General features: G+C 68.4%; 21 protein-coding genes. 9 read left to right on the top strand and 12 right to left on the bottom strand.

Features of this window, described 5'->3' with window-relative positions; translation table 11 throughout:
- Positions 1-9: 9 nt before the first annotated feature.
- Together TY25_RS22800 and TY25_RS22795 are read right to left on the bottom strand one after the other, a co-directional pair.
- Entirely contained in the window at positions 10-726 is a 717-nt protein-coding gene (locus TY25_RS22800; protein WP_042259073.1) for an alpha/beta fold hydrolase, read from the bottom strand.
- A 113-nt stretch (positions 727-839) separates the two neighbouring features.
- On the bottom strand, positions 840-1,373 hold the full coding sequence (locus TY25_RS22795) for a CGNR zinc finger domain-containing protein (RefSeq protein ID WP_042259071.1): 534 nt from the start codon (positions 1,371-1,373) through the stop codon (positions 840-842).
- A gap of 83 nt (positions 1,374-1,456) precedes the next feature.
- Between TY25_RS22795 and TY25_RS22790 the strand changes: the two genes are divergently transcribed.
- Positions 1,457-2,356, top strand: coding sequence for a DMT family transporter (locus TY25_RS22790; RefSeq protein ID WP_226887126.1), 900 nt, complete (start codon positions 1,457-1,459; stop codon positions 2,354-2,356).
- Position 2,357: 1 nt separating this feature from the next.
- Here TY25_RS22790 and TY25_RS22785 read toward each other — a convergent pair whose 3' ends face one another.
- From TY25_RS22785 to TY25_RS22775, 3 genes are all read right to left on the bottom strand, one after another.
- Complete coding sequence (locus tag TY25_RS22785) at positions 2,358-2,981, bottom strand: TerD family protein (RefSeq protein ID WP_029900858.1); 624 nt, start codon at positions 2,979-2,981, stop codon at positions 2,358-2,360.
- A 92-nt stretch (positions 2,982-3,073) separates the two neighbouring features.
- The gene (locus TY25_RS22780) at positions 3,074-4,174 is read right to left on the bottom strand and encodes a DUF475 domain-containing protein (protein ID WP_042259068.1); all 1,101 of its coding nucleotides are present in this window, start codon (positions 4,172-4,174) and stop codon (positions 3,074-3,076) included.
- Positions 4,175-4,382: 208 nt separating this feature from the next.
- Positions 4,383-4,958: a TerD family protein gene (locus tag TY25_RS22775; RefSeq protein ID WP_029900856.1), complete on the bottom strand. Its 576-nt coding sequence runs from the start codon at positions 4,956-4,958 to the stop codon at positions 4,383-4,385.
- Positions 4,959-5,103: 145 nt separating this feature from the next.
- Between TY25_RS22775 and TY25_RS22770 the strand changes: the two genes are divergently transcribed.
- Genes TY25_RS22770 through TY25_RS22755 form a run of 4 tightly spaced genes read left to right on the top strand, consistent with a single transcriptional unit; the run spans position 5,104 to position 10,931 of the window.
- Positions 5,104-6,321 (top strand): hypothetical protein, encoded by a 1,218-nt coding sequence (locus TY25_RS22770; RefSeq protein ID WP_081869028.1) that lies wholly within the window; start codon positions 5,104-5,106, stop codon positions 6,319-6,321.
- Positions 6,322-6,334: 13 nt separating this feature from the next.
- Complete coding sequence (locus TY25_RS22765) at positions 6,335-7,549, top strand: HpcH/HpaI aldolase/citrate lyase family protein (protein ID WP_014989062.1); 1,215 nt, start codon at positions 6,335-6,337, stop codon at positions 7,547-7,549.
- Complete coding sequence (locus tag TY25_RS22760) at positions 7,546-10,032, top strand: phosphoribosyltransferase (protein WP_081869027.1); 2,487 nt, start codon at positions 7,546-7,548, stop codon at positions 10,030-10,032. The genes TY25_RS22765 and TY25_RS22760 overlap by 4 nt, the downstream gene beginning before the upstream one ends.
- 50 nt (positions 10,033-10,082) lie before the next feature.
- Positions 10,083-10,931 carry a haloacid dehalogenase gene (locus tag TY25_RS22755; protein ID WP_042259062.1) on the top strand — a complete coding sequence of 283 codons (849 nt, stop codon included), beginning with the start codon at positions 10,083-10,085 and terminating at the stop codon, positions 10,929-10,931.
- A 1-nt stretch (position 10,932) separates the two neighbouring features.
- Here TY25_RS22755 and TY25_RS22750 read toward each other — a convergent pair whose 3' ends face one another.
- The gene (locus TY25_RS22750) at positions 10,933-11,385 is read right to left on the bottom strand and encodes a MerR family transcriptional regulator (protein WP_042259061.1); all 453 of its coding nucleotides are present in this window, start codon (positions 11,383-11,385) and stop codon (positions 10,933-10,935) included.
- 46 nt (positions 11,386-11,431) lie between these two features.
- On the opposite strand from TY25_RS22750, the gene TY25_RS22745 reads away from it, so the two are divergent.
- Entirely contained in the window at positions 11,432-12,229 is a 798-nt protein-coding gene (locus tag TY25_RS22745) for an MBL fold metallo-hydrolase (RefSeq protein ID WP_042259060.1), read from the top strand.
- A gap of 47 nt (positions 12,230-12,276) precedes the next feature.
- The gene (locus TY25_RS22740) at positions 12,277-13,188 is read left to right on the top strand and encodes an NAD-dependent epimerase/dehydratase family protein (protein ID WP_042259058.1); all 912 of its coding nucleotides are present in this window, start codon (positions 12,277-12,279) and stop codon (positions 13,186-13,188) included.
- Between the two features lie 614 nt (positions 13,189-13,802).
- On the opposite strand, the gene TY25_RS43675 is transcribed toward TY25_RS22740, so the two are convergent.
- The 4 genes from TY25_RS43675 to TY25_RS22720 all read right to left on the bottom strand — a co-directional run bounded on the left by TY25_RS43675 (position 13,803) and on the right by TY25_RS22720 (position 16,868).
- On the bottom strand, positions 13,803-14,654 hold the full coding sequence (locus TY25_RS43675; protein WP_063602749.1) for a hypothetical protein: 852 nt from the start codon (positions 14,652-14,654) through the stop codon (positions 13,803-13,805).
- A 114-nt stretch (positions 14,655-14,768) separates the two neighbouring features.
- Positions 14,769-15,533, bottom strand: coding sequence for an AIM24 family protein (locus tag TY25_RS22730; protein WP_014989055.1), 765 nt, complete (start codon positions 15,531-15,533; stop codon positions 14,769-14,771).
- 2 nt (positions 15,534-15,535) lie between these two features.
- A complete protein-coding gene (locus tag TY25_RS22725; RefSeq protein WP_029900847.1) occupies positions 15,536-16,234 on the bottom strand; it encodes an AIM24 family protein in 699 nt (232 codons plus the stop codon).
- 10 nt (positions 16,235-16,244) lie between these two features.
- Complete coding sequence (locus TY25_RS22720) at positions 16,245-16,868, bottom strand: AIM24 family protein (protein WP_029900846.1); 624 nt, start codon at positions 16,866-16,868, stop codon at positions 16,245-16,247.
- A gap of 242 nt (positions 16,869-17,110) precedes the next feature.
- Between TY25_RS22720 and TY25_RS22715 the strand changes: the two genes are divergently transcribed.
- Positions 17,111-18,523, top strand: a complete 1,413-nt coding sequence (locus TY25_RS22715; RefSeq protein WP_042259057.1) for a TerD family protein — start codon at positions 17,111-17,113, stop codon at positions 18,521-18,523.
- Between the two features lie 31 nt (positions 18,524-18,554).
- Entirely contained in the window at positions 18,555-20,183 is a 1,629-nt protein-coding gene (locus TY25_RS22710; protein WP_052383124.1) for a TerD family protein, read from the top strand.
- On the opposite strand, the gene TY25_RS22705 is transcribed toward TY25_RS22710, so the two are convergent.
- Entirely contained in the window at positions 20,165-21,880 is a 1,716-nt protein-coding gene (locus TY25_RS22705; protein ID WP_042259184.1) for a glycosyltransferase family 87 protein, read from the bottom strand. The two genes, TY25_RS22710 and TY25_RS22705, sit on opposite strands and share 19 nt — an antisense overlap.
- Positions 21,881-22,013: 133 nt before the next feature.
- The coding region (locus TY25_RS22700) for a transglycosylase domain-containing protein (RefSeq protein ID WP_042259056.1) at positions 22,014-24,369 on the bottom strand (2,356 nt) is incomplete at its 5' end.

Genomic DNA, 24,369 nt, shown 5'->3' with positions numbered 1-24,369 from the left:
GTACCCGATTCACCCGGCGGCGGCCCGCACGATGAGGTCGGCGATCGCGTCCGGCTGGGTGATCATCGAGGCGTGGCTGGTCGCCAGCGACACGATGTGGTCCTCGGTGGCCACCTGATAGGCCATCTTGGTCTCGAGGTCGGGGTGGATCATCTGGTCCAGCTCGGAGATCTGGTACCAGGTGTTGTGCCGCAGCGTCTGCCACGCGGGGGTCGCGGTGCCCGAACCGGCAAGGGACAGTACCGAAGTCGGCTTCTGCGTGGCGGCGAGCACGGCGGCCTCGCGCGGGTCGGCGTCGGCCGCGAAGTCGGCGTGGTAGCGGTCGCGGGCGATGATCAGGTCGGGCGTCTCGGCCGAACCGATGTTCACCAGGTCGGCGCCGCTGGCCAGGTCTTGGCCGAATTCCTGATTGAGCTGGAACGCGGACTGCCCGGCGTTCGGGGTGAAGGCGGCGACGAACACCAGGCCGCTGACATCCGAGCGTCCTGCGCCCGCTTGGCTGATCACGGCGCCGCCGTAGGAATGGCCGACCAGCAGCGTCGGCCCGGTCAGGGTGTCCAGGTCGCGGGTGACCGTGGCGACGTCCTCGGCGAAGCCGCGCAGCGGCAGCTGGCTGGCGAGCACGGTGCCCAGACCCCGGTCGTGCAGGCGCTCGATCACCTTGCTCCACGCGGAGCCGTCGGCCCAGGCGCCGTGCACGAGCAGCACATTCGGGGTGGTGGTCATTCGGTTTCCTCCAGTTCGCATCGGATCGCCGCTCCCGGCGGGCGCGACGGCTCCAGCGTCGCCGAGCCGAATCAACGTGAGCTGAATATCTGCCGAACGCGCTGCTCAGTGCCTCATTCCGGGGTGTGCCGCGCGCGGAAGGCGGCGCTTTTGGCGCGGTTGCCGCAGATGGTCATATCGCACCAGCGGCGGGTGCCGCCGCGGGAGGCGTCCACGTAGAGACGGGTGCACGCGTCGCGACCGCATTCCTTCACCGTGGCCGGGCTGCCGAGGAGTTCGATCGCGGCACGGGCGATCGCGGCGAGTGCGGTCGCGGGCGGGCCGGAGCGGCGCAGTGTGCCGTCGGGTCGCAGGTTGAGCATGGGGATTTCGCCTTTGGCGAGCTCGTTGACGAGCCGGCGGTCCGGGTCGGCGAAGGTTTCGCCGTGTGCTTTGGCCACGGCCATCCGGTACGCGGCCTCGCGCAACCGCACGGCCTGCTCGAAGGTGGCGGCGTCGCAATCGGATACCCGGTCGAGCAGTTCGGCGGCGCGGAACCAGTCGGCGAGGTCGGCCGGGGTGCGGAGGCCGTCGTCGAAGGCGGTGCTGCGGGCCTTGACCGTGCCCGCGAAGTCGAGGGCGAGGTTGCCGCTGACGAAGGTGAACACCCGCTCATAGTAACCGCCTTGACAGGTTATTCAACGAGCTGTCACGGTAGTAACCATCTAAGACGGTTAGCTCGGGAGGGTACGTGCGCACTCAATTCATGTCGGTGGCCGGGCAGCCGCTGTTCGTGGTGCTGTGGAGCAGCGCCTTCATCGCCGGCATCATCGGGGTCGGCGCGGCGCCGCCGATGACGGTGCTGTTCGCCCGCTTCGCCATCGCGGGCCTGCTGCTCGCGGCGTATGCCGTTGCGGTGCACGCCACCTGGCCGCGCGGCAGGCAGCTGCGCCATGTCGCCGTCGCCGGGCTGCTCATGCAGGCGGTGCAGTTCGGCGCCTTCTACACCGCGATGAACGAGCACGTGCCCGCCGCGGTCATCGCGCTGGTCCAGGGGTTGAATCCGGTGGTCATCGCCCTGTTCGCCGGGGTGCTCGGCGAAAGTGTCTCGGCGCGGCAATGGTTCGGCTTCGGGATCGGCGGGGTCGGCGTCGGGCTGGCCGTCTTCGACCAACCGACCTTCTCGCTGATCGGCCTGCTGCTGTGCGTGCTCGGCCTGCTCGGCTTGAGCATCGGCACGGTGTATCAGAAGCGATTCGTTCCCGAGGTCGATCCACGGGCGTCGACGGCGGTGCACGTGCTCGTGAGTGCGCCGATCGCCGGTGTGCTGGCCGTGCTGACCGGTCAGTTCGAGGTGTGGGATGTGCCCGGCTTCGCCGGGGCGCTCACCTGGATGGTGCTGGTCAATTCGATGGCCGCGTTCCTGCTGCTGAACGCGATGCTGCGGTACTGGGACGCCACCAGGGTCGGCCGGTTGTTCTTCGCGACGCCCGCGGTCACCGCGGTGCTCGCCTGGGTGCTGATCGATCAACCGGTGCGGCCGTTGACCTTTGCCGGCTTGGGCGTCGGGCTGCTCGGCCTGGTGTTCGCCTCGCGCAAACCCGCTGCGGCGCGGCCACCGGTGGCGCGCCCCGTGCTCGCGGCGCGCTGAGCTACTTGCTGGCTCGATGCCAGTTCATGCCCCAGCGGTAGGCCTCATCGATCTGCTGCTGGGCGCCGTTGATGTAGTGCACCTCGCGATGCACGGTGATGCCGCTGCCCTGGTTCTGCAGCAGAGCGATGGCGCACGAGCGGGCGCCGTCGACGGGGGAGTCGAGCCGGACCTCGATCTGCGGACCGGAGGTCGGGTACAGGGTCACCACGCCGTCGGCGGCGGCCCAGTTCGGCACGCCCTCGTAGATGAACGCGAAGATCAGAATGCGCCGGAACAGTTCGGGGCGAGCGAGATTGATGTGCATGTTCTCGCCGCCGGCGGCGGTGCCGCTGCGGTCGTCACCGTCGAGCTGGATGTAAGGCTCGGCGTCGAGCGAGCCGAAGTTGTTGCCGACCGCCTGCACGACGCCCTTGTTGCCATTGGCCAGTTCGTAGAGGCAGCCGAGGTCGAGGTCGACGGGCTTGGACCGGCGGAAGAAGCCTTTCGAGCCGGCCGACCAGTTCAGGTTCACCCGCATGGCGCCTTGCTGCTCACCGGGTTTGGTGAGGTTGATGCTGGGCGTGGCCTTGGACAGGGTCACCTTGGACAGGTTGACCCCGCCGGCGTTGCTGTCGGTCGCCATGGCGCGATCCCCCTCGGAAGAAATGGGAACGGCAGCGGTCCTCCCGCAGGAGGGGCCGCTGCCGCACGAGTCTTTCGGCTGCCTGCCGAAAATCAGCCTACCGGGGTCGGCTCTCGTTCGCTGTCGACTTCTTTGTCGTTCTCCCGCCGGTTGCGCAGCACGCTGCTGACGAACGCCGCACCGATGAACGCGATACCGACCATGCCGGTGATGAGTTCGTTGATGTGCACGCCGATGGAGACGAACAGGATGACCGCCAGCGCGCCGATCGCCCAGTGCGCACCGTGCTCCAGGTACACGTACTCGGCCAGCGTGCCCTTGCGCACCAGGTAGACGGTGATCGAGCGGACGAACATGGCACCGATCAGGCCGAGGCCGAGCGCGATGATGATCGGATCGGAGGTGATGGCGAACGCGCCGATCACGCCGTCGAAGGAGAACGACGCGTCGAGCACCTCGAGGTAGAGGAACAGGAAGAACCCGGCCTTACCGGTGGCCTTGACCAGTTCCGACGGACCGTCGCCGGTGTGCTCCTCGGTGTGGAACATCGAACCGAGCCCGTCCACCACGATGTAGGTGACCATGCCGAGCAGGCCGGCGAGCAGCACCGTGGACCGGTCGTCCTCGGCCGCGACCAATTCCGCGGTGAGGATGAGGCCGATGCTCGCGACGACCACCGAGAGCATGTCGAGCTTGCCGAGCTGGGCGAGCGGGCGCTCCAGCCAGGACAGCCAGGTGACGTCGCGCTTTTCGAAGATGAAGTTCAGGAACAGCAGCAGCAGGAACATGCCACCGAACGAGGCGATCTGCGGATGCGCGTCGGTGAGCAGGGTTTCGTAGCTGGGATCGCCGTTCGGGAAGTAGGCCGCGTCGTCCGCGGGCGGGTTCAGCGCCAGATCCAGGGCCTTCACCGGGTCCAGGCCGGCCGTGATCCACACGATCGCCAGCGGGAAGACCAGGCGCATGCCGAACACGGCGATCAGCACGCCGATGGTGAGGAAGATCCGTTGCCAGAACGCGCTCATCCGCTCGAGCACTGTCGCGTTGATGACAGCGTTGTCGAAGGAGAGCGACACTTCGAGGATGCCGAGGATCGCGGCGAGTGCCAGGGCCGTGGGTCCGCCGTACAGGAACGCCACGACGAGCGACAGCACCGTCACGATGATGGACATGCCGAAAATTCGCAGGACCACGCGGGGACCTTTCGTTTGCGTCGGCCGGACGTCTGCCGTCCGATCGCTTATCTGATGTAGCCGAGATGGCGCCGCCGGTACCAGCGTGGCCGGAGAACCCTCGCTTGTCCAACGGTGCTGCGCCCGTCAGCGTTCCCGACAAATCGGACAACCCCGAGCGCACGACGAGGGGGCCCGTCGCCGGGCCCCCTGCAACCGCGGATTATTCCTAGACGTTCACGCCGTAATCACGGGCGATGCCCGCGAGGCCGGAGGCGTAGCCCTGGCCGATGGCGCGGAACTTCCACTCCGCCCCGTTACGGTACAGCTCGCCGAACACCATGGCGGTCTCGGTCGAGGCGTCCTCGGTGAGGTCGTAGCGGGCGAGTTCGTTGTTGTTGCTGCGGTCGACGACGCGGATGTAGGCGTTGCGGACCTGACCGAACGACTGCTGCCGGGTCTCGGCGTCGTAGATCGAGACCGGGAAGAAGATGCTCTCGATGGTCGGCGGGGTGTTGGCCAGGTCGACGTTGATGACCTCGTCGTCGCCCTCGCCCTCACCGGTGGTGTTGTCGCCGGCGTGCTCGATGGCGCCCTCGGGCGACTTCAGGTTGTTGAAGAACACGAAGTGCTGGTCGGAAAGCACCTTCTTGTCCGCGCCGGTCGCGATCGCGCTGGCGTCGAGGTCGAAGTCGGTACCGGTGGTGGTCCGCACATCCCACCCTAGGCCGACTGCGACATTGGTGAGGTTAGGCGCCGCCTTGGTCAGCGAGACATTGCCGCCCTTGGACAAACTGACACCCATGCGGGATTCCCTTTCAATAGTCCGTCATTGGTTCCCAGCATGTCCGAATCGCCGGGTACGCCTTACGACAGTAGTAGGTTTCCGCGAACTTGCGTAGGAACCCGCAGAACCCCCGGTGAACAGAGGAGATCTCTAAGATCGGGGCGTGGTAGGCCGTAGGCGCGGATGGTTCCGCTCAGCCGGGAACAGCGAATGGATCGAGCAGGCGCGACAGTCGCTGGCGTCGGCGTTCCTCGACATGGACAGACGGCAGAGCGCGGCGGAGGCGGCGGTACACGCGTCCGAGCAGGTGTTCCCGGAGCGGCGCCTGGCCGCGCGCTGGGAGCCGGTGCGCAGCCGCTGCTATGACGCGTCGGGCGCGTATCTGACCCTGACCGAGCAGCTCGAGCAGGTCGAACGCGACGCGACCCCGATGCCGCAGGGGCAGACGCAGGCCGACACCGTGACCAGGCAGCTGGTCGAGGCCGCTCGTGCCGTCGACGAGTTCTATCGCGCCAACCAGGCACAACTCGAGCAAGCGGTCGGGGTGCTCGGCACGGTGCCGCAGCTGGCCCAGCAGGTGAAGATCAGCGCGGCGGGCGTGCGCAGGCAGGCGGCCGAGTCCGAGTTCGCTAACTATCCCTCGGTCCGTCAACGCGCCCAAGCCGTGGATGAGGCCCTCGTCACACTAGAAGCCGCAGGTCCGGGGGCTCCGGCCGGCACGGTGCGGGATGCCGCGAACCGGCTGGAGGCGACCACCAAGGCGTTGGCAGAAGCGTTGGCGCAGGCCCCATCTCGGGCCGCCGCGGCGAAAACCGCGGTCGCCTCGGTGACCACCCGGCTGGCCGCGGCCCGGACCAGGGCCGAAGGGCTCGGCCCGGCCTATTCGGCCCTGCTGCGCGAATTCAATGCTGCGAGTTCGGCGGACTTAGCTGACAATGAGCGGGAAAGCCAGCGAGCCATCGAGGCCGCGGACGATGCCCTGGCCCGGGCGCGTGCGGCAGCGGCGGAGAACAACCCGGAGATTGCACTTGATCTGACCACGTCCGCCCGCGGGTATCTCACGAAGGCCGAGCAGCAGGTCGACGCCGTCACGAAACGGCTGACTTTGCTGCGGGAAGTCCGGTCCAACCCGCAAGAGAAGGCCAAGGCCGTACGATTTCGGCTGCGGGACGCGCAAATGCTCGCGGTGAGTCGCGAGCTCGTCCCGGAATGGGGTTCTGTGCTCGACGCGCAGGCCGTACGGATCGATCGAATCAGCGAGAGCCTGTCGGGGCGGCACCCCGACTATTGGGCGTATGTGACGGAGCTGGATACCGTCATGGATTTCATAGCCGGGGTGGTAGATCGAATGAGAAAACAAGCAGGACCACGACGAGAATGAGGATGGACCAACGATGACCGCAGGCATCGCCGTCCAGCGGGAAGTTTCCCTGCGGAAGCGAATGCCGCTGCGCCACTTTCGGCAGCTGCATGGTCCGGACGCACGGAGTCTTTTCCATCGGGAGCCCGAGCCGTTCGGTGACGACCACACCGATCGGGAATTACTGGCGGTCGCGCTGGGCGCGACCCTTTACGCGCCGGCGACCCGGCCGGACCTCGCGCTGACCATCAGCAAACGCGCCGAACGCGGCGTGTGCTCGATGGTGATCGACCTCGAGGACGCGGTCGCCGATCACGAGGTCGAACTGGCCAAGTCGCAGACGGTTCGCACGCTGGACGCGCTGGCGCACAACGGGGATTCGAATCCGCTGCTGTTCGTCCGGGTGCGCGACGCGGACACCATCACCGAGATCGTCGAGCAGTTGGATGCCGGCGCCTCGGTGCTGACCGGATTCGTCTTCCCGAAGTTCGACAGCACGACGGGTCCGCGCTATCTGGAGGCGTTGAGCGCCGCGGTGCGGCGACTGGATCGGCCGATCTACGGGATGCCGGTGCTCGAATCGGCGGGCCTGGTGCACCGGCAGACCCGGGACCAGGAGCTGACCCGGATCGCGGAACTGCTCGGCGCGCATCGCGACCGGGTGCTGGCCGTGCGGGTCGGCGCCACCGATATGTGCTCGACCTTCGGCATCCGGCGCGACCGCGACCTGACCATCTACGACGTGCGAGTGGTCGCCGACGTGATCGGTGACATCGTGAACTATCTGGGCCGCGCGGACGGCACCGGTTTCGTCATCACCGGCCCGGTCTGGGAGTACTTCGCCGACCACGAGCGCATGTTCCGGCCGCTGTTGCGCACCGCGCCGTTCGAGGAATCCGACGCGGTGCCGTTCCGTCAGTACCTGGTCAGCCGGGACCTGGACGGTCTGCTGCGGGAGATCACGCTGGATCGGGCCAACGGCATCCAGGGCAAGACGGTGATCCATCCGTCGCATGTGGCGGCGGTGCACGCGCTGTCGGTGGTGACGCACGAGGAGTACTCCGACGCGCTGGACATCTTGCAGGTCGATGTCGGCGGGGTGGCGGCCTCGGGCTACCGGAACAAGATGAACGAGATGCGGCCGCATCGCAGCTGGGCCCGGCAGACCTTGCTGCGCGCACGGGTGTTCGGCGTGGCCAACAAGGGAGTGTCGTTCGTGGATCTGCTGACCGCATTGGTGAAGGTATGACCGGCACCGCCCTCGAGATAATCGAAACTCCCTGGGCTACAAAGAATCTCGGAATCCAACTGGAGCATGCGGAATCGTTCGGCACCGCCCCGGTCGGGGTGCTGCCCGCGGAGCTGGACATCGCCGCGCTGATCCAGCCCGGGTTGCGGCGCGGCAACAAGCGCCGCGCGCACCTGCTCGTCTCCACCGTGCTCGGGAAACACCTGCCCACCGACCCCCGCGTGGTGCTCGAGGGTGGTAACCGGCTGGGCGATGTCGTGCGGGAACTGCTCGGTGCGCGCGACGCGCTGGTGCTCGGATTCGCCGAGACCGCAACGGGACTCGGTCACTGTGTCGCGGCGCGGATCGGGGCCGTCGGTTATCTGCATTCGACCCGGCGTGATGTCGCCGAAGCCGACACGCTCACCGGTTTCGAAGAGGGGCATTCGCACGCCACCTCGCATCAACTGCAGCCGGTGCCCGCCGATATCTTTGTCAACGATCTGCCCCTGGTTCTGGTCGACGACGAAATATCCACGGGCGCTACGGCACTCGACGCGATTCGGGCACTGCACGCTTTTTCGCCGCGTGCGCACTATGTGCTCGCCTCGCTGGTGGATATGCGGGTCGAGGCCGACCGTGCCGCGTTCGAGAAGGCGGCCGCCGATATCGGCGTGCGGATCGACACCGTATGCCTGGCCTCGGGACAGACCCTGCTGCCCGCGGGGCTGGTGGACGCGGTCGCCGAACTTCCCGAAGCCACGCTCAATCCGATTGCCGCACAGCGCGGCTCGTTCACCAGGCTCGAATTGCCCTGGCCCGCAGCGGTGCCCGAGGGCGGTAGGCACGGCGTGCTGCGCGCCGACCTCGCGGCGTTCGACGCGGCCCTCGTGACGGCCACCGACCTGTTGCGTGCCCGGCTCGGCGCGCAGTTCCCGCAGCGGCCGGTCATCGTGCTCGGGCACGAGGAGCTGATGTATCTGCCGCTGCGACTGGCGGCGGAGCTCGCCGACGCGGGGACGCCGGTGCGGTATCAGACGACCACCCGTTCGCCCGCGTATGTGCTGGACGAGCCCGGGTATCCGCTCCGGCGCGGATTCCGCTTCACCGCACCGGAATCCGATCGGGAAGCGCCGCGCTATCTGTACAACGCGCAGTGGGACGGCGACACCGACGCCGATCCGGTGCTGCTGGTCGTCATCGATCCACCCGCCGATACCGACGAGCTGGTCGCCGACGGTGGTCTGGTGGATGTGCTGACCGCCTCCGGTGCCGACGTCCTGGTCGCGGTGCTGCCCGGCGCGGACCCGCGGGCGCTGGATGCGGCGCGAGCCGAATTGCGTACCGGCACTGCGGCCGAGGTCGCGTCCACCGGACTGCCGACGCCGCTGTACGGCCCGGAATTCGGTTCGTACGCGGCCGACGAGGTGTGCTGGCTGCTGAAAGACCTCTCCGCCGTCGACCTGGAAGCCGATGTGGTGGAACGGGAACGGCGGATCCAAGCCGGGGTGGCGCACTACGCGGAATCGCTGCCGATCGAATACCAGCCCGACGCGGCCTATCGCGCGCTGTTCGACGATGTGCTCGCCGGCAGCGCCGAGCGATTGGCGCTCGCGGTCGCGACGGTCGCCGAACTCGTGGTGGCCGAACGCGGCGATGACATCGTCCTGGTCTCGCTCGCGCGGGCGGGGACGCCGATCGGCATCCTGATGCGGCGCTGGCTGCGGTCCGGGCGGGCCGCCGGGCGGCCCTCCCTGACCGTGCCGCACTATGCCGTCTCGATCGTGCGCGGTCGCGGTATCGACGCGGTGGCACTGGATTATCTTGCGGCACAACATGATCCGTCGTCCATCGTGTTCGTGGACGGATGGACCGGCAAGGGTGCGATCACGCACGAGCTGACCGAAGCGCTGGACGCCTACCATGCGGCGGGCGGCGCGCGCTTCAACGACGAACTCGCCGTGCTCGCCGACCCGGGGCACTGTGTGCGCACCTACGGCACCCGTGACGATTTCCTCATCGCCTCCGCCTGTCTCAATTCGACTGTTTCCGGCCTGATCTCGCGCACCGTGCTGAACGACGAACTGATCGGGCCCGGCGAGTTCCACGGCGCCAAGTTCTATCGCGAACTGGCCGGCGACGACGTGTCGAACCGGTTGCTGGACACGGTGGCCGCCGCGTTCGACGCGGTCCGCGACCGTGTGCCCGGCGCCGTCGCCGCGGTTCGGGCCGGTGTGCGCACGCCCACCTGGACCGGGTGGGCGTCGGTCGAGCAGGTGCGGGCCGAATACGGCATCACCAGCGTCAATTTCGTGAAGCCGGGGGTGGGCGAGACCACCCGGGTGCTGCTGCGCCGGCTGCCGTGGCGGGTGCTGGTGCGCGAGGCCGACGCACCCGAACACGCGCACATCCGGTTGCTCGCCGCCGCGCGCGGGGTGCCGGTCGAGGTGGTGTCCGGCCTGGCGTACTCGTGCATGGGGCTGATCAAGGACGTGCAGTCGTGACCGAGCAGCTCAGATGATGATGGAACCGACTGGATAATGGAGCTGGGTGCATGATGGAGTTGGGTCGACTACGAAGACACACGCTGGTCGCCACCGACCTGGACCGGACGATGATTTACTCGCGCAACGCGTTCAGCGCGCACCCCGAGGTACCGACGGTCTGCGTGGAGCACCTCGAGGGCGCCCCGCTGTCGTTCATGACGACCGCCGCCGCCCTGCGCATGCAGACCCTCACGCAGCCGGCCGCGGTAGTGCCGACCACCACCCGCACCATCAAACAGTTCAATCGCATCCAATTGCCCGGCGCGCCATGGCGTTACGCCATCACCAGCAACGGCGGCAACATTCTGGTCGACGGTGTGCCCGATCTGCGCTGGCGCATCGATATCGACGCCAAGGTGCGCGCGGGCGGCGCGACCCTGTCCGAGATCACCACCGAACTCCGCGCCCGCATCGGTGATTCGTGGGTGTCGAAATTCCGCGTCGCCGACGATCTGTTCTGCTACCTCGTGGTTCGCCCCAAGGAGGTGCCCGAGGGATTCCTCGCGGAGTGGGACGAATGGTGCCGCCCCCGGGGCTGGTCCGCCTCGCAGCAGGGCCGCAAGATCTACACGATGCCGCAGGTGGTGTGCAAGAGCCGTGCGGTCGCCGAGGTGCGGCGCAGGTTGCTCGAATCAGGTGAACTGGCCACCGAGTCGAGAACTTTCGCCGCCGGAGACGGTGCGCTGGACGCTGAGATGCTGCGCGCCGCCGACTACGCCATCCGCCCGAGGCACGGCGAACTCGAACATCTCAACTGGACCCATCCGAACCTCACGATCACCCGGGCCACCGGCATCCTCGCGGGTGAGGAGATCATCAACTGGTTCATCAAAGGCTCACCGCAGCAGCAGGACTGAGTCAGGCTGCGCCGGAACGCCGTCGCGGGGTGCTCGATGATTTCCGCGTCCGGGCCGTGCGCGGGGCCGGATTCGCCAGGGTGCGTTTGAATTCCGGGCAGTCCACCAGCACCTCGTGCGTGCAGGTGGCGGCGTGGCGCAGACCGTCGCGCATGCGGATGAGTCGGGCGATGTCGTCCTCCAGCTCGACGGCCTTCTGCGCCATGTTCGTCCGGATATCGGTGTCGCCGGGGGTGGCGCGAGTGAATCGGGTGATCTCGGCGAGGGTGAAGCCCGCCTCGCGGGCGCAGATGATCATCGCGAGGCGGCCGAGCACGTCCGGATGGTAGGTCCGGCGCAGTCCGTTGCGTCCCGCGGACGCGATCAGGCCGCGTTGCTCGTAGAACCGCAGCGCCGAGGGTGCGAGGCCGCAGCGGTCTGCCACCTCGGCGATGTCCAGCAAAAAATCGGCCACGGTTCTCCTTGACTTGAAGCGCGCTTCAAGTTGAACACTACTCGCCATGAAGCTTCACCACCTCAATTGCGGATCGCTGCGGCAGATCGACGCGACCTACCCGGGACCGCAGCCCGCACCCGCCGTGAACCACTGCCTGCTGGTCGAAACCGATTCGGACGGGCTGGTTCTCGTCGAGACCGGGCTCGGGCTCGACAACGTCCGCGACCCGGAAGGCACACTCGGCGCGGACTGGGTAGCCATGGCCCAGCCGCTGCTCGATCCCGAAGAGACTGCGATCCGCCAGGTCGCCCGCCTCGGCTACGCGCCCACCGACGTCCGGCACATCATCCTCACCCACCTCGACGTCGACCACTGCGGTGGCCTGCCCGACTTCCCGCAGGCGAAGGTGCACGTGCTCGCCGCCGAACTGGCGGCCGCACAGGCGGAAGGTCCGAACTTCCGCTACCGCGAAGCACATTGGGCGCATGGTCCGGACTGGGTCACCTATCACCCGGACGGCGACGAAGACTGGTTCGGTTTCCGCGCAACGCCTTTGACGGGTTTGCCGTCGGACTTCAAGCTCATCCCGCTCGGCGGGCACACGGCGGGGCACACCGGAGTCGCCGTGCGCGAGGACGATCGATGGCTGCTGCATTGCGGCGATGCCTACTACTATCACCGCGAGTTGACCCAGCCCTATCATCCGCACCCCGTCATGGACGTCGTGCAGACCAGCTCGGAGGTGCATCACGACCTGCGCGTCGGCACCCGGGCGCGGCTGCGCGAACTCGTCCGCGAGCATGGAGACAAGGTGTCGGTGTTCAGTGCCCACGACCCGTGGGAGTTCAGCGGCTACAACTGACCGCCGCCGTCTCGACCTGGCACTATCCAGTGGTCGAGAGGAGAAGTGTGCGGGTTCTGGTGACGGGGGCGAACGGCTACCTGGGCGGGGCGGTGGTCGCCGCGTTGCGGTCCGGCGGGCACGAGGTGGTCGGGTTGGTCCGGCGCGAAGGCGCGGATGTGCCGCCGGGCGTGCCGGTTCGCCCCGCCGACCTGCGCGACACCGCCGCGCTCGGCGCGGCCGTCCGGGACATGGACATCGTCTGCCATCTGGCGGGGCGCACCCGGGTTCGCGAATCGTTCGCCGATCCGCTCGGCTACTTCGAGGTAAACGCGGGCGGTACCGTCGCGTTGCTGCGGGCGATGGGCGAGTGCGGAGCCCGCAAGCTGGTATTCGCCTCCACCGCTGCGATTTACGGGGCACCAGAGGTGCAGCCGATGCCCGAAGATCTGCCGGACCGCCCGTCCCATCCCTACGCGGCGAGCAAACACGCCGCCGAAGCGGTGATCGCCGCCCACGCCGCCACCGGTGCCCTGGACGCGATCATCCTGCGCCTGTTCAACATCGCGGGCGGCGACGATCGCGATCCGACCCGGATCATCCCGCGCATCCTCGCCACCGCCGCGGGGGAGAGTCCGGTGCTGACCGTCAACGGTGACGGCTCCGCCGTCCGCGACTACGTGCATATCCACGACGCCGCACAGGCTTTCGTCGCAGCGGTCGAGCGGGACGCACCGTTGCCCTGCCGGACATACAACATCGGCAGCGAAACCGGCACCAGCGTCAACGAATTGATCGCCGCGGCGCACGAGGCGACCGGTCGGCCCATCCCCGTCGAATACCGATCGGCGCAGCCGGAGCCACCCCGTCTGATCAGCGACTGCACCCGGGCCCACCGCGAACTCCGCTGGACCCCAACCCACTCCGCAATCCGGACCATCCTCCGCGACGCCTGGTCCTCCCGCCCCACCCCACCCTGAGCCGCGCCCCTCCGGCCAACCGCACCTCCTCCTGGTCGTGCGTGCGGCGTGTGGTCGTGCGTGCGGCGTGTGGTCGTGCTTGCGGCGTGTGGTCGTGCGTGCGGCGTGTGGTCGTGCTTGCGGCGTGTGGTCGTGCGTGCGGCGTGTGGTCGTGCTTGCGGCGTGTGGTCGTGCTTGCGGCGTGTGGTCGTGCGTGCGGCGTGTGGTCGTGCTTGCGGCGTGTGGTCGTGCTTGCCGCGTGTGGTCGTGCGTGCGGCGTGTGGTCGCGCGTGCCGCGTCTGCTCGTGCGTGCCGTGTTTGGTCGTGCGTGCCGTGTTTGGTCGCGCGTGCATGGCGTCTGGCCGCGCGCACCGATTCTGATCGCGCGCATCGCTGCTAACGCTGGGGCCGCTGCTGATCGCACGGACCGTTTCTGACTCTGCGGACCCATCGGGCGGCGCGGACTCCTTCTGACGGCACGTCGCTTCTGTCAGCACGCGGATCTTCTGGCCGCGCACCCCCTGGTGGCACGAACCTCGTCTGGCACCACGCACCACTTCTGACTTCGCGCACCCGCTCTGGCCTGCCGCAGCGGGTGCGAAAAGTCAGGCGGGGTGCGGGAATTCGGCACTAACTTACCGGCGGCGGGTGCGTAGCCAGTCGACGCCGTCGCGGAAGGTGGGGGAGTGGACGAGACGGGGTGCTGGCCCGCTCGGGTGTTCCTGCCGAATGTCGTCCGGTCCGGTCTGGTGATTCTCCGGCTCGGGATACGCCGGGAAGCGGTCGGGTCGGGTGTCGCCTGACCTCCGCGGGCGTTCCTGCCGAATGTCGTCCGGTCCGGATTGGTGATTCTCCGGCTCGGACGGGCGGCGGTACTGCGGGAAGCGATCAGACCACTGCTGTTGCTGGGGGCGACTCTCGCGCGGTTGGGCGGAGCCCGGGTGCCCGAGGTTGCGCAGGAAACGGTCGAGGGTCGGTGAGTTCCCTTGTGCGCCGGCGCTGTCGGACGACCCGCCGGTGGGCTTGGCGGGAGCGAAGGGGACGCCGCTGGCCAGCGCGCGCAGACCGAGGGTGAGCATCTCGCCGAGCATGCCGACGCCGATCGAGAGGGTGATCGGCCGGGCCTCCGGGTGCATGCCCATGACGCTGCCGAGCGCGCCGACGCCGAAACCCGCGACGGTCGAGACACCCCATACGGCAAGGGTTTTGACCGTGTACCGCTGCCACAGGTAGCCGTCGCGTTCGAACAGGACGGTGGTGGTGCCGCGCACCGCGCCGAACGCGATGCCGATCACCGCCCCGATCACCAGCCACCCGATATCGGTGCCGTCGAGCCCTTCGACATGGATGACGCTGTATCCGCCGATGCCCACCAGGATCAACGGTGTGAGGAAGGTGTCCCGCGCGTCCACCGGCTCCCCGGCGAAACGCTTCACGATCAGCACGAGCACGCCGACGAAGACGGCGATCAGCAACCCGACGCTCATGGTGGCCTCCCGGCAAGTAGTCCTGCCGGAAAACTAGTCGTGCGCCAGGGCGCCCCGGATCCTCCGAACGAACGACCCGGCGGAGGATCCGTCCTCCTCCGGGCCGCCTGCCGGTCAGTAGTGCTGCTGGTTGCCGAGTTGTTGCATGATGGTGGCTTGCAACCGTTGCAAGCCGGGCGGCGTGATACCGCTCTGGATCTGTCCCTCGATGGTGCGGACCAGCATTTCGTCGCTGAGCACCTTCTCGCTGGATTGGATCAGCACCGTGCCCGCGCCGGTGAAATCGAACTGGCGCTCCTCACCGGAGTTGACGCCGAACCGGGCCGCACCCGCGGCGAGGAAACTGCCGATCCAGCGCTGGTCGTAGTGATGACTGGGGGACGGGCAGTCGGCCCAGCCGACCAGGGATTCCGGGTCGACCCGCAACGGCGGCTCGGCGAACATGACCGGACCGTTGGAGGAGGCGAGGAACTTGCCGGTGCCGATCAACGTGAGGAAGCCGGGCACGATGGACTGGTTCAGCGACAGGCCGGGCTCGAACGCCAGCAGGTTGGCGGCGCGGATGGTGAGGTTGCCGTTGTCCTCGAGGTCGTAGGAATTGATGTCGTAGCCGCGGTCGCCGATGATCAGCTTGCCGTGGCCCTCGGCGACGACGTAGTCGCCGGTGAACAGCGGCGCGGAGAACTGCTGCGACACCATGTGCAGCAGCCCGCCCTGCAGGCCGTGGGTGAGCGTCTGGAAGCGCATGTCGCCGTAGTAGGCGATCATCGCGCCCTTGCGCATGAACCAGGGCTTGTTCAGGTCGATGCAGTACGCGTAGCTGTTGCCCGGAATGTTGTCGCTGTCCCCGAGATTCATCGGGTTCAAGATGTCAGCCATGGTCACAACTTCTCTTCGGAGGCCTGCACGTACACCACACCCTGTCCGACGCAGTGCAACTGCATCGCCTCGCCCGCGCCGCGGCCGACCGCGTCGCGCCAGCTGAGTGCCGTCTTCAGCTCGGTTTGCACATTGCCGTACGCGGCGACGAAGGCCTGCGGATCGACCACGATCGGATTCGGCCCGCCCACTTGCAATTCCAGGAAGCCGCCGTGGGCCAGCAGCACCGCCGAGCCCTGCCCGGAGAGCTGGGTGGTGAACATGCCCTGGCCGGTGAGCGCACCCGAGGCGGCGCCGCGCAGCGCGCCCATGAGTCCGCCGCCACCACCGCCTCCGCCCGAACTCATCACGGAGACAATCGAACTCTGCAATCCCGCGGTGTTCGCCAGCAGCCGCGAGGCCTCGACCCGCAGCGTCGCGCCCGGCTGCATGTGCACCACGTGGACCTCCAGCCCGGCATAGCCGTAGTGCACCTCGCCGTTGCCCTGCGCCAGCATGGTGCGTTCGTGCTCACCGGCCATCATGCGGCCCGCCATGCGCATCAGCCCGCCGCCGCCGCCCATCCCCTGACCGCCTGGAATCTGGTGCGGCGCAAAGGAAACGTCGCCGGTGTAGAACAGCATCGCGCCGGTGCGAGCGACCACGCCGCCCGACATCCCGACGTTGACCTTGACGACCTTGCCGTTGACTTTCTCGAACATGTACTCGCCCTTACCGTTCCGCCGGCTGGATCAACACCACGCCCTGGCCGTCCCAGCGCAGCGAGAACGTCTCGCCGGCGCCCTGGCCGACCGCGGTCCGCCACGAAATATCGGTGATGAACGACTGATTGAGGTTGCCGCGCGCCGCGACGAACGCGTCGGGGTCGACCACCAGGGGATACTGCGGCGACACCTCGAGGTGGATCAGCGGGCCGCCCGCCGACAACAGGGCGACCTGACCCTGACCGGTCACCGTGGTGGTGAACAGGCCGGCGCCGGTGGACGCGCCCCGCAGGCCGGCGAAGCGCACGTCGGTGCGCAGGTTTCCGGCGAACGCGAGCAGCTGCTGCGATTCCACCTGAAGGGTCTCGTTGTTCAGGTTCACCACGGTCACGTGCTGGCCGTTGACCGCGAAGAACACCCGCCCGTTGCCGGAGCACTCCATCAGTGAGAGCTTTTCGCCGGTGGCCCGGCGCTTGAGTCCGGCGATCACGCCGTCGCCGCCGCCGAAACCGGCCGCTTTGAACTGCACGTTGCCCTCGTAGGCGATCATCGAGCCGGATATCGCGCGGAGGCTGGTTCCGGCCAGGTGCGCCTCGATCACCTTCTTGGATTGTTCGAAAAGTTGCGCCATGTGGGTGTCTGCCCTGCTGTTCTTGTCAGTGAATATGGGGTAATCGCGCCACATTCCGCCCGCGTTTCGTCACCTTGATAGGCGCAGCGCGACGGATTCTATCCACAGATCCGGTCCATCCGGGGTGAATGCAGGCGGTATGCCCGCAGAACTGACGGGGCCGGGGCGGCGTTTACCTGAACCGTGTCCCGCACGTTTCTCGTAGAGTGGCATCGAACGCACCGACAAGCGAAGGGTCGAACTTGTCCGCAACACTCGCCAAGGGCCAAAACGGTCCGTTGGCCACGAACGACGTGGTGGTGTCCATCCAGCTCACGGCGCCGGCGGATCTGTCCGCGCTGCTGGTCACCGAAACGGGCAAGGTCCGCTCCGACGCGGACTTCGTCTTCTTCAACCAGCCGAGCGGCCCCGGGGTGAACCTGCAGCCCGCGCCGGCCGGACAGCCCGCCTCGCTCGCGGTGTCGTTGAACTCGGTGCCGCCGGACATCGATCAGATCCGCGCGGTGATCACGCTGGACGACGCGAACAGCAACTTCGGCCGGTTCCCCGCGCCGACCGCGATCGTGTCGGACTCGGCCGGTAATCGGTTGTACGAGTACCAGATCGACGGATTGAGCAGCGAGTCGATCGTGATCGCGCTCGAGCTCTACCGCAGGCAGGGCAGCTGGAAGGTGCGTGCCGTCGGCCAGGGCTACGCGGGCGGTTTCGCCGCGCTGGTCACCGACCACGGCGTGACGGTCGACGATTCGCCGTCGCAGCCCGCAGCCCAGGCCGCCCCGCCGCCGCCTCCGCCGCCCGCGTACCCGACGCAGCCGCCGCCCCCGCAGCAGCAGCCGAACTACCCGCCGCCCACCACACCCGCGTACCCGACGCAGCAGGACCCGCAGTTCGCGCAGGGCGGCTACCCGCCGCCCGGCCCGGGTTACCCGCCGCCGGGGCCCGGCTACCCGCCGCCGCCCGGTCCGGGTGGTCAGTACCCGCCGCCGGGCCAGCCACAGGGCTTCCAGCAGCCGGGGCAACCGGTCGCGCCGCCCCCGCAGCAGCCGCCGGCCGAGGTCAGCCTCAGCAAGGACCGCCCGGTCAGCCTGACCAAGGGCCAGCGGGTCACCCTGCGCAAGGAGGGCGGCACCGCCCTGACCTTCGTCAAGATGGGCCTCGGCTGGGATCCGGTGAAGAGCCGCGGCATGTTCGGCAACCGCACCGTGGACGTCGACCTCGACGCGTCGGTGGTGTTGTTCGCCGATACGAACCCGGTGGACGTCGCCTACTACGGGCAGCTGACCTCCAAGGACGGCTCGATCCGGCACCAAGGCGACAACCTCACCGGTGAGGGCGAGGGCGACGACGAGGTGATCCTGGTCGACCTCACCCGCATCCCGGCGCACGTGAGCACGCTGGTGTTCATCGTGACCTCGTACAAGGGCCACACCTTCGAGCAGATCCAGAATGCCTTCTGCCGCTTGGTCGACGGCTCCAACAACGCCGAATTGGCCCGGTACACGATGGCGGGCGGGATGCCGTTCACCGCGATGGCGATGGCCAAGGTCTTCCGGGTCGGCAACGACTGGAAGATGCAGGCGCTCGGTGAAGGCTTCGCGGCCAAGCATCCGGGCGAGGCGATGCCGCACCTCGGCCGGTTCCTGCAGCACGGTTGAGTTCGGCAGCGCGGACAGCAAGGCAGACAACGTGATTCAACTCAAAGCCGGTCAGAACATGCCGCTGACCGGCGATATCGTCCGGTTCGGCGCGCACGCCGAAGCGGCACTGGATGTTTCGGCGCTGGTGGTGGCCGAGAACCTGAAGGTGTTCTCCTCGGACGATTTCGTCTTCTACAACCAGCCCGGCACCGCGGGTGTGGCGCTGACCGAGGCGGAGGTGACCGTCACGCTCGCCGAGGTCCGCGCCGACGCCAAGGCGGTGCTGCTGGTGGTCAGCGCCGACCCGGCGGTCCCCGCGCGGCCGGGCGGGCTCGGCGCGGTGACCGCGACGCTGTCCGAGAATGGTTCGGCGGCAGCGGAATTCGTGGTGACCCCGGCGGCCGGTGAGGCGGCGCTGATCTGCCTGGAGGTGTACCGGCGCGGGCCCGAGTGGCGGTTGCGCGCGGTCGGCCAGGGGTATGCGGGCGGGCTCGCGGTGCTGCTGACCGCGCACGGCGTCGACGTCGAGGACGAGCCCGCCGACCCGGCCGCGCAGACCGGTTCGGCCGCGCAGACCGGCGGCGTGCCCCAGCCGGCGGACGTATCCCGCTCCGGCCCGGTCGCGCACACCATGGCCGGGCCGATGGCGAGCGAGGTGCGCTCGGTCACCGCCACACCGACGGAGGTCGGACACGGCCTGGAACGGCTGTGGATGATCTTCGAGGACGCTGCGCGGTCGGCCGCGGCGTTGGTCTCCGCGCGAGACTACGCGGCCAAACGGCTCGATCACGAATTGTCCGCCGCTGTCTCGGATCCCGCGACCAGGAACACTCCGGCCGCCGACGCGGCGCGCCGCGCCGCCCAGCAGCGCAACGACGACTTGATCGCCACCGCCGAACGAAATCATCAGCGCGACAGCGAACAGCTCATCCGCGAGCTCGCCGATGCCGACCTGATGTTGCCGCCCGCGCTGGCGTCCTGGGACGCACCGGCGTGGGACAAGCCGGTGGCGCCCAGCGACGGCATCCGGCTCGGCGAGCTGTACGCGCAAGAACGCGGTTCGCTGCGGGTGCCGTATTGCGTTCCGGTGCCGCTGAATCGGCCGCTGTGGATCGACACCGAGTCGTCGCAGGCGGTCGCGCCGGTGGTCGGCGCGCTGCTCGCCCGGCTGCTCACCGCGGCGCCGGAGCGGCGTACCGTGGTCGACATCATCGATCTGACCGGCGCCTTCACCAGCTTCACCGAGCCGCTCGCACCGGTGCTGAACGGCCCGCCGATCACCGACCACACGGAGATCTCCGCGCGGCTACAGGAACTGGTCCAGGCCGCCGAACTGGCCGAGCTCGCGTTCACCAGCGGTATGGCCGGCCCGCCGAGCGAACACCGGATCCTGATCGCGGCCGACTTCCCGCACGGTTACCAGAGTTCGGACGCGCAACGGATCGGCTCGCTGATCATGCGCGGCGACCTGATCGGGTTGTCCACGGTGATCGTCGGCAGCGACGAATCCGACTCCACCGACACCACGGTCGCGATGCTCTCGCAGTCGTGCCGGCACCTGCCGACCGTGGCCGGGACGCCGCTGTTCGATCCGTGGACCGGCAGCCCGTGGCAGCTCGATCTGGATCTGCTCATCCAGGAACCGGAGCGGCTGGCGCGCTACCTGCGCACCCACTGAGCGGACGCGTCCACCTGCGGCTGCCATGCGCGGGTGGGCGCCACCCGGGGGCGCAGTACCTCGGGCAGCCACGGCAGCAGCGGATCGGGCGCACGGTCGACGATGCCGCCGATCGGGTCGTCCACGTAGTCGCGGCGCACCAGGTCTTCGCCGGGGCGATAGATCTGCCGAACGATCAAGGCGCACAAGGCGATCACCGCGAGGTCACGCAGCACGACGGTGCCGGTGAACCACTGCTCGGGCAGGCCCTTCTTGTCCAGGCCGAGGTAGTAGAACATGCGTGGCGCCCAGACCAGGGCGTCGATGGTCATCCAGGCGAGCAGGATGCGGCGGTGCGGCAGCGCGAGCACGGCCAGCGGCACCAGCCACAGCGAATACTGCGGGCTCCACACTTTGTTCGTCAGCAGGAACGCCGCCACCACCAGGAAGCAGAGCTGCGCGAGCCGGGGGCGCTGCGGCGCGGTGAGCGCGAGGTAGCCGATCGCCACGCAGGCCGCGATGAACGCGAGCAGCGATACCGCGTTCAGGATCACCGGCGGTTCGCCGTGCGCGAGTTGCCCGTCGAAACCGGCCCAGCCGGTGAACGAGGTGATCACGTTGTAGATCGAGTCCGGGTCGGCGTGCCGGGAGGTGTTCAGCCGGAAGAACTCTCGCCATCCGGTGGGGTACAGCGCGGCGATCGGCAGGTTCACCACGAGCCAGGTGCCGAGCGCGGCCGTGACGGTGACCGCCGCGGCGCCGAGCGGGCGCGCACCGAGCAGGTGCACGCGGTAGGGCGTTTCGCGTACCCAGTCCAGTGCGGTCGCGACGCTGTCGATATCGCGCAGCCGCAGGCCGGCCTGGGTGCTCGGCATGCGCTGCATCGGGTCGGTGCGTAGGCACAGCAGCACGATCGGGCCGAGCAACAGCAGCGGATACAGTTTGGCGGCGCCGCCGAGCCCGAGCAGCAATCCGGCCAGTGCGGGTCGCCTGCGGGCCCAGGCCAGCAGGCCGGTCGCGGCCAAAGCCGTTGCCAGCGCGTCGAAATTGGTGAAGATGTGCACGATCACCAGCGGTGAACAGGCGACCAGCGCCGTGTCCCACACCCGGCGCCCGGCCAGTTGCGCGGTCGCCCACACCGTGACCAGCCAGGCGAGCGCGAGGCCGAGCGCGACGACGTTGAAGTAGATCACCACCTGCAACGCGCCCGGCAGCGGCGTCATGTCCCAGGCCTTGGCGATCCGCATCGACAGGTACTGGTAGAGACCGGACAGCACCGGATACTCCATGTACCGGGTCTCGCGGCCGCCGTCGGGGGTCTGCTCGATCCAGAACTTCTTGTAGGGGAACGCACCCTCGTTCAACCGCTCGGCCCCGTACAGCGGCACGGTGTCCGAATAGCACATCGCGACATACTGGCGGCCGTTGTTCCAATCGAGGGTGAGCGCGCCGTCGGCGGTGGTGGTCTGCTGGATGCAGCCCGCCTTGCCGAACCAGCCGAACGCCAGGAACACGACCGTGAAGGCCAGCAGCACGCGCATCGGCGTCCAGAACCGGGCCCGGCCGATCAGCGCGTGCTCACCGACCGGACCGCCGATCACCGTGGACAGCTGCGCGGTCAGCGAGTCGTTGCGACTGGGCCGATCGCGGGCGTCGGCCGAGCGCAGGTCCGGCGCGAGCGGGCCGGGGGCGACGTAATACGCCGTGCCGGAAGGCACCTCACTCGCGTGCGGTCCGCTCCCGTTCGCCCGCTGATCCACCAGCTGCTGATCAGTCACGGCACCCGAGGCTACCGGGCGATCACCGTCGGGTGCGTCGCGCACCTGTTCCCCCCTGGTCACCCGACCAGACCTACCTGCTGCGCGTGGTCGGGGGAGCTCCGTTCGTATCGCCCTGCCCGTTGGTGCCCGGGCGCGGCGCACCGGTGGCGGTCGGCGACGATCCGTCCGAGGGAGCCACCGGCTGGCCCGGGAGCGGACCGGCGTCCGGCTTCTCGGGTTGCTCGTTGCGCGGCTGCTGCTGTTGCTGCTGTTGCGGTCGCGGCTGGCCGCCGGGCAGCGGGATCGGGCCGAACGGGGTGTCGATCGTCGGCGGGATGTAGATCGGCGGCAGGATCGACGGCGCCTCGGTGGTCGACGGCGGGGTGTACGGGGCCGACCACTCCGGCACGCCCGCCTGGCCCTTGATCGGGGCGGGCTTCGGGAAGGTCTCGTTCTGCGTGCCCTGCAGGGCGCCGTCCATCGTGGCCTTCCAGATATCGGAGGGCAGGCCGGAACCATAGATCATGCCGCCGCCGTAGTTGCGCAGCGGCGAATCGTCCACGCTGCCCACCCAGACCGCGGTGGACAGCGACGGGGTGTAGCCGACCATCCAGGCGTCCTTGTTCTCCCCGGTGTCGCCGAGCTGGGCGGTACCGGTCTTGCTGGCCGACTCCCGGCCACCGGCCAGGTTGTGGTTGCGCGACCAGGCCGCGATCGGCTTCATCGCGGCGGTGACGTTGTCGGCCACCGCGGCCGAGACGCGCGGTTCGCCCGCGACCTCACCGCGATCGAGCAGCACCTGACCGTCGGCGGTGACGACCTTCTGCACGAAGTGCGGCTTGTGATAGGTGCCCGACGCGGCCAAAGTGGCGTAGGCCGAAGCCATGTCGAGCGCGCGCACCTGGTACTGGCCGAGCACGATGCCGTTGTTCGGGCCGGAGCCGTCCGGTTCGGTCAGCGTCTTCGGCACGCCGGGAATGGCTTCCGGGATGCCGAGCTTGTGCGCCATGTCCGCGATCTTCTTCGGGCCGTTGCCCATATCGATCTGCATCCGGTAGAAGCTGGTGTTCAGCGAGCGCTTCAGCGCCTCGGCGATGGTGCACATACCGCACTGCTCGCCTTCCACGTTGGTGATCTTGATGCCGTTCACCGTGAGCGGGGAGCTGTCGTACAGCTGCGACAGCGGCACGCCCTGCTCCAGGTTCGCCGCCAGACCGAACACCTTGAACGACGAGCCCGGCTGCAGGCCCGCGTTGGCGAAGTCCCAGCCCTGGCCGTCCTCGCCGCCGTAGTACGCGCGCACCGCGCCGGTCTTCGGGTCCACCGAAACGACCGCGGTGCGCAGCTGCTCCGGCTCGCCCTGCATCTTCTTCTGCGCCGCGTCGACCGCGGCCTTCTGCGCCTTCGGGTCGATCGTCGTGGTGATCGACAGGCCCGCGGTGTTGAGCTGCTGCTCGCTGATGCCTTCCGCGGTCAGCTCTTTGAGCACCTGCGACTTGATCAGGCCCTCCGGGCCGGTGTCGAGGGTCTTGTCCTTGGTCGTCGCGACCGGGACCACCTGCGGGTACTGCATCGCCTGCCGGTCGGCGGCGGAGAGGTTGCCGCCGGAGACCATGCCGTCGAGCACGTAGTTCCAGCGGGTCTTCGCGCCCTCCGGGTTCTTCTCCGGGTCCAGGCCGGACGGCTGCTGGATGGTGGCGGCGAGCACCGCGCCCTCGGCGGGCGTGAGGTCCTGCACCGGCTTGCCGAAGTAGGCCTTGGCCGCGGCGTCGATGCCGTATGCGCCGCGACCGAAGTAGATGGTGTTCAGGTACGCGGCGAGGATCTCGTCCTTGCTCCACTGGCGCGCCATCTTGGCCGAGATGACCAGCTCGCGCATCTTGCGGGTGAGCGAGCGTTCGTCGCCGACCAGTGCGTTCTTCACGTACTGCTGGGTGATCGTCGAACCACCGCCCGCGCTCTCCCGGCCGAGCACGTTGTCCCGGGCCGCGCGCGCGAAACCGGAGATCGAGAAGCCCGGGTTGGAGTAGAAGTCCCGGTCCTCGGCGGCCATCACCGCGTACCGCACGTGCGGCGGGATCTTGTCGATCGTGACGTCGGTCCGGTTGCCTTCCGGTGGAACGACTTTGCTGATCACCGACTCGCCGTCGGCGGCGAGGATGGTCGCCACCTGATTGGTTTTGAGATCCTGCGGCTGGGGTACCGACACTGTCGTGTACGCGATCAAGAAGACGCCGCTGGGGATCAGGATCATCATCGCGATCAGCACGTAGATGACGCGCCGCACGATCCGCCACGGTGATTTCTTCTTCTGCCCCGGACGCTTGCCGGAGCCACCGCCGGAACCGTCACCGGAGCCGCCGTTGCGCCGCGGCGGCGGGCCGGAGGGCGGTCCGCCCGCGGTCTTGCGACGTTCGCCGGTGCCGTTGGCCGGGTCGCCGACGCGG

Origin of the sequence: Nocardia brasiliensis NBRC 14402, assembly GCF_000308475.2 — a bacterium.
GTDB classification, from domain to species: Bacteria; Actinomycetota; Actinomycetes; order Mycobacteriales; family Mycobacteriaceae; genus Nocardia; species Nocardia brasiliensis.
The sequence above is the reverse complement of the archived record's forward strand: the minus strand, read 5'-3'. Positions and strand labels throughout refer to the sequence as shown.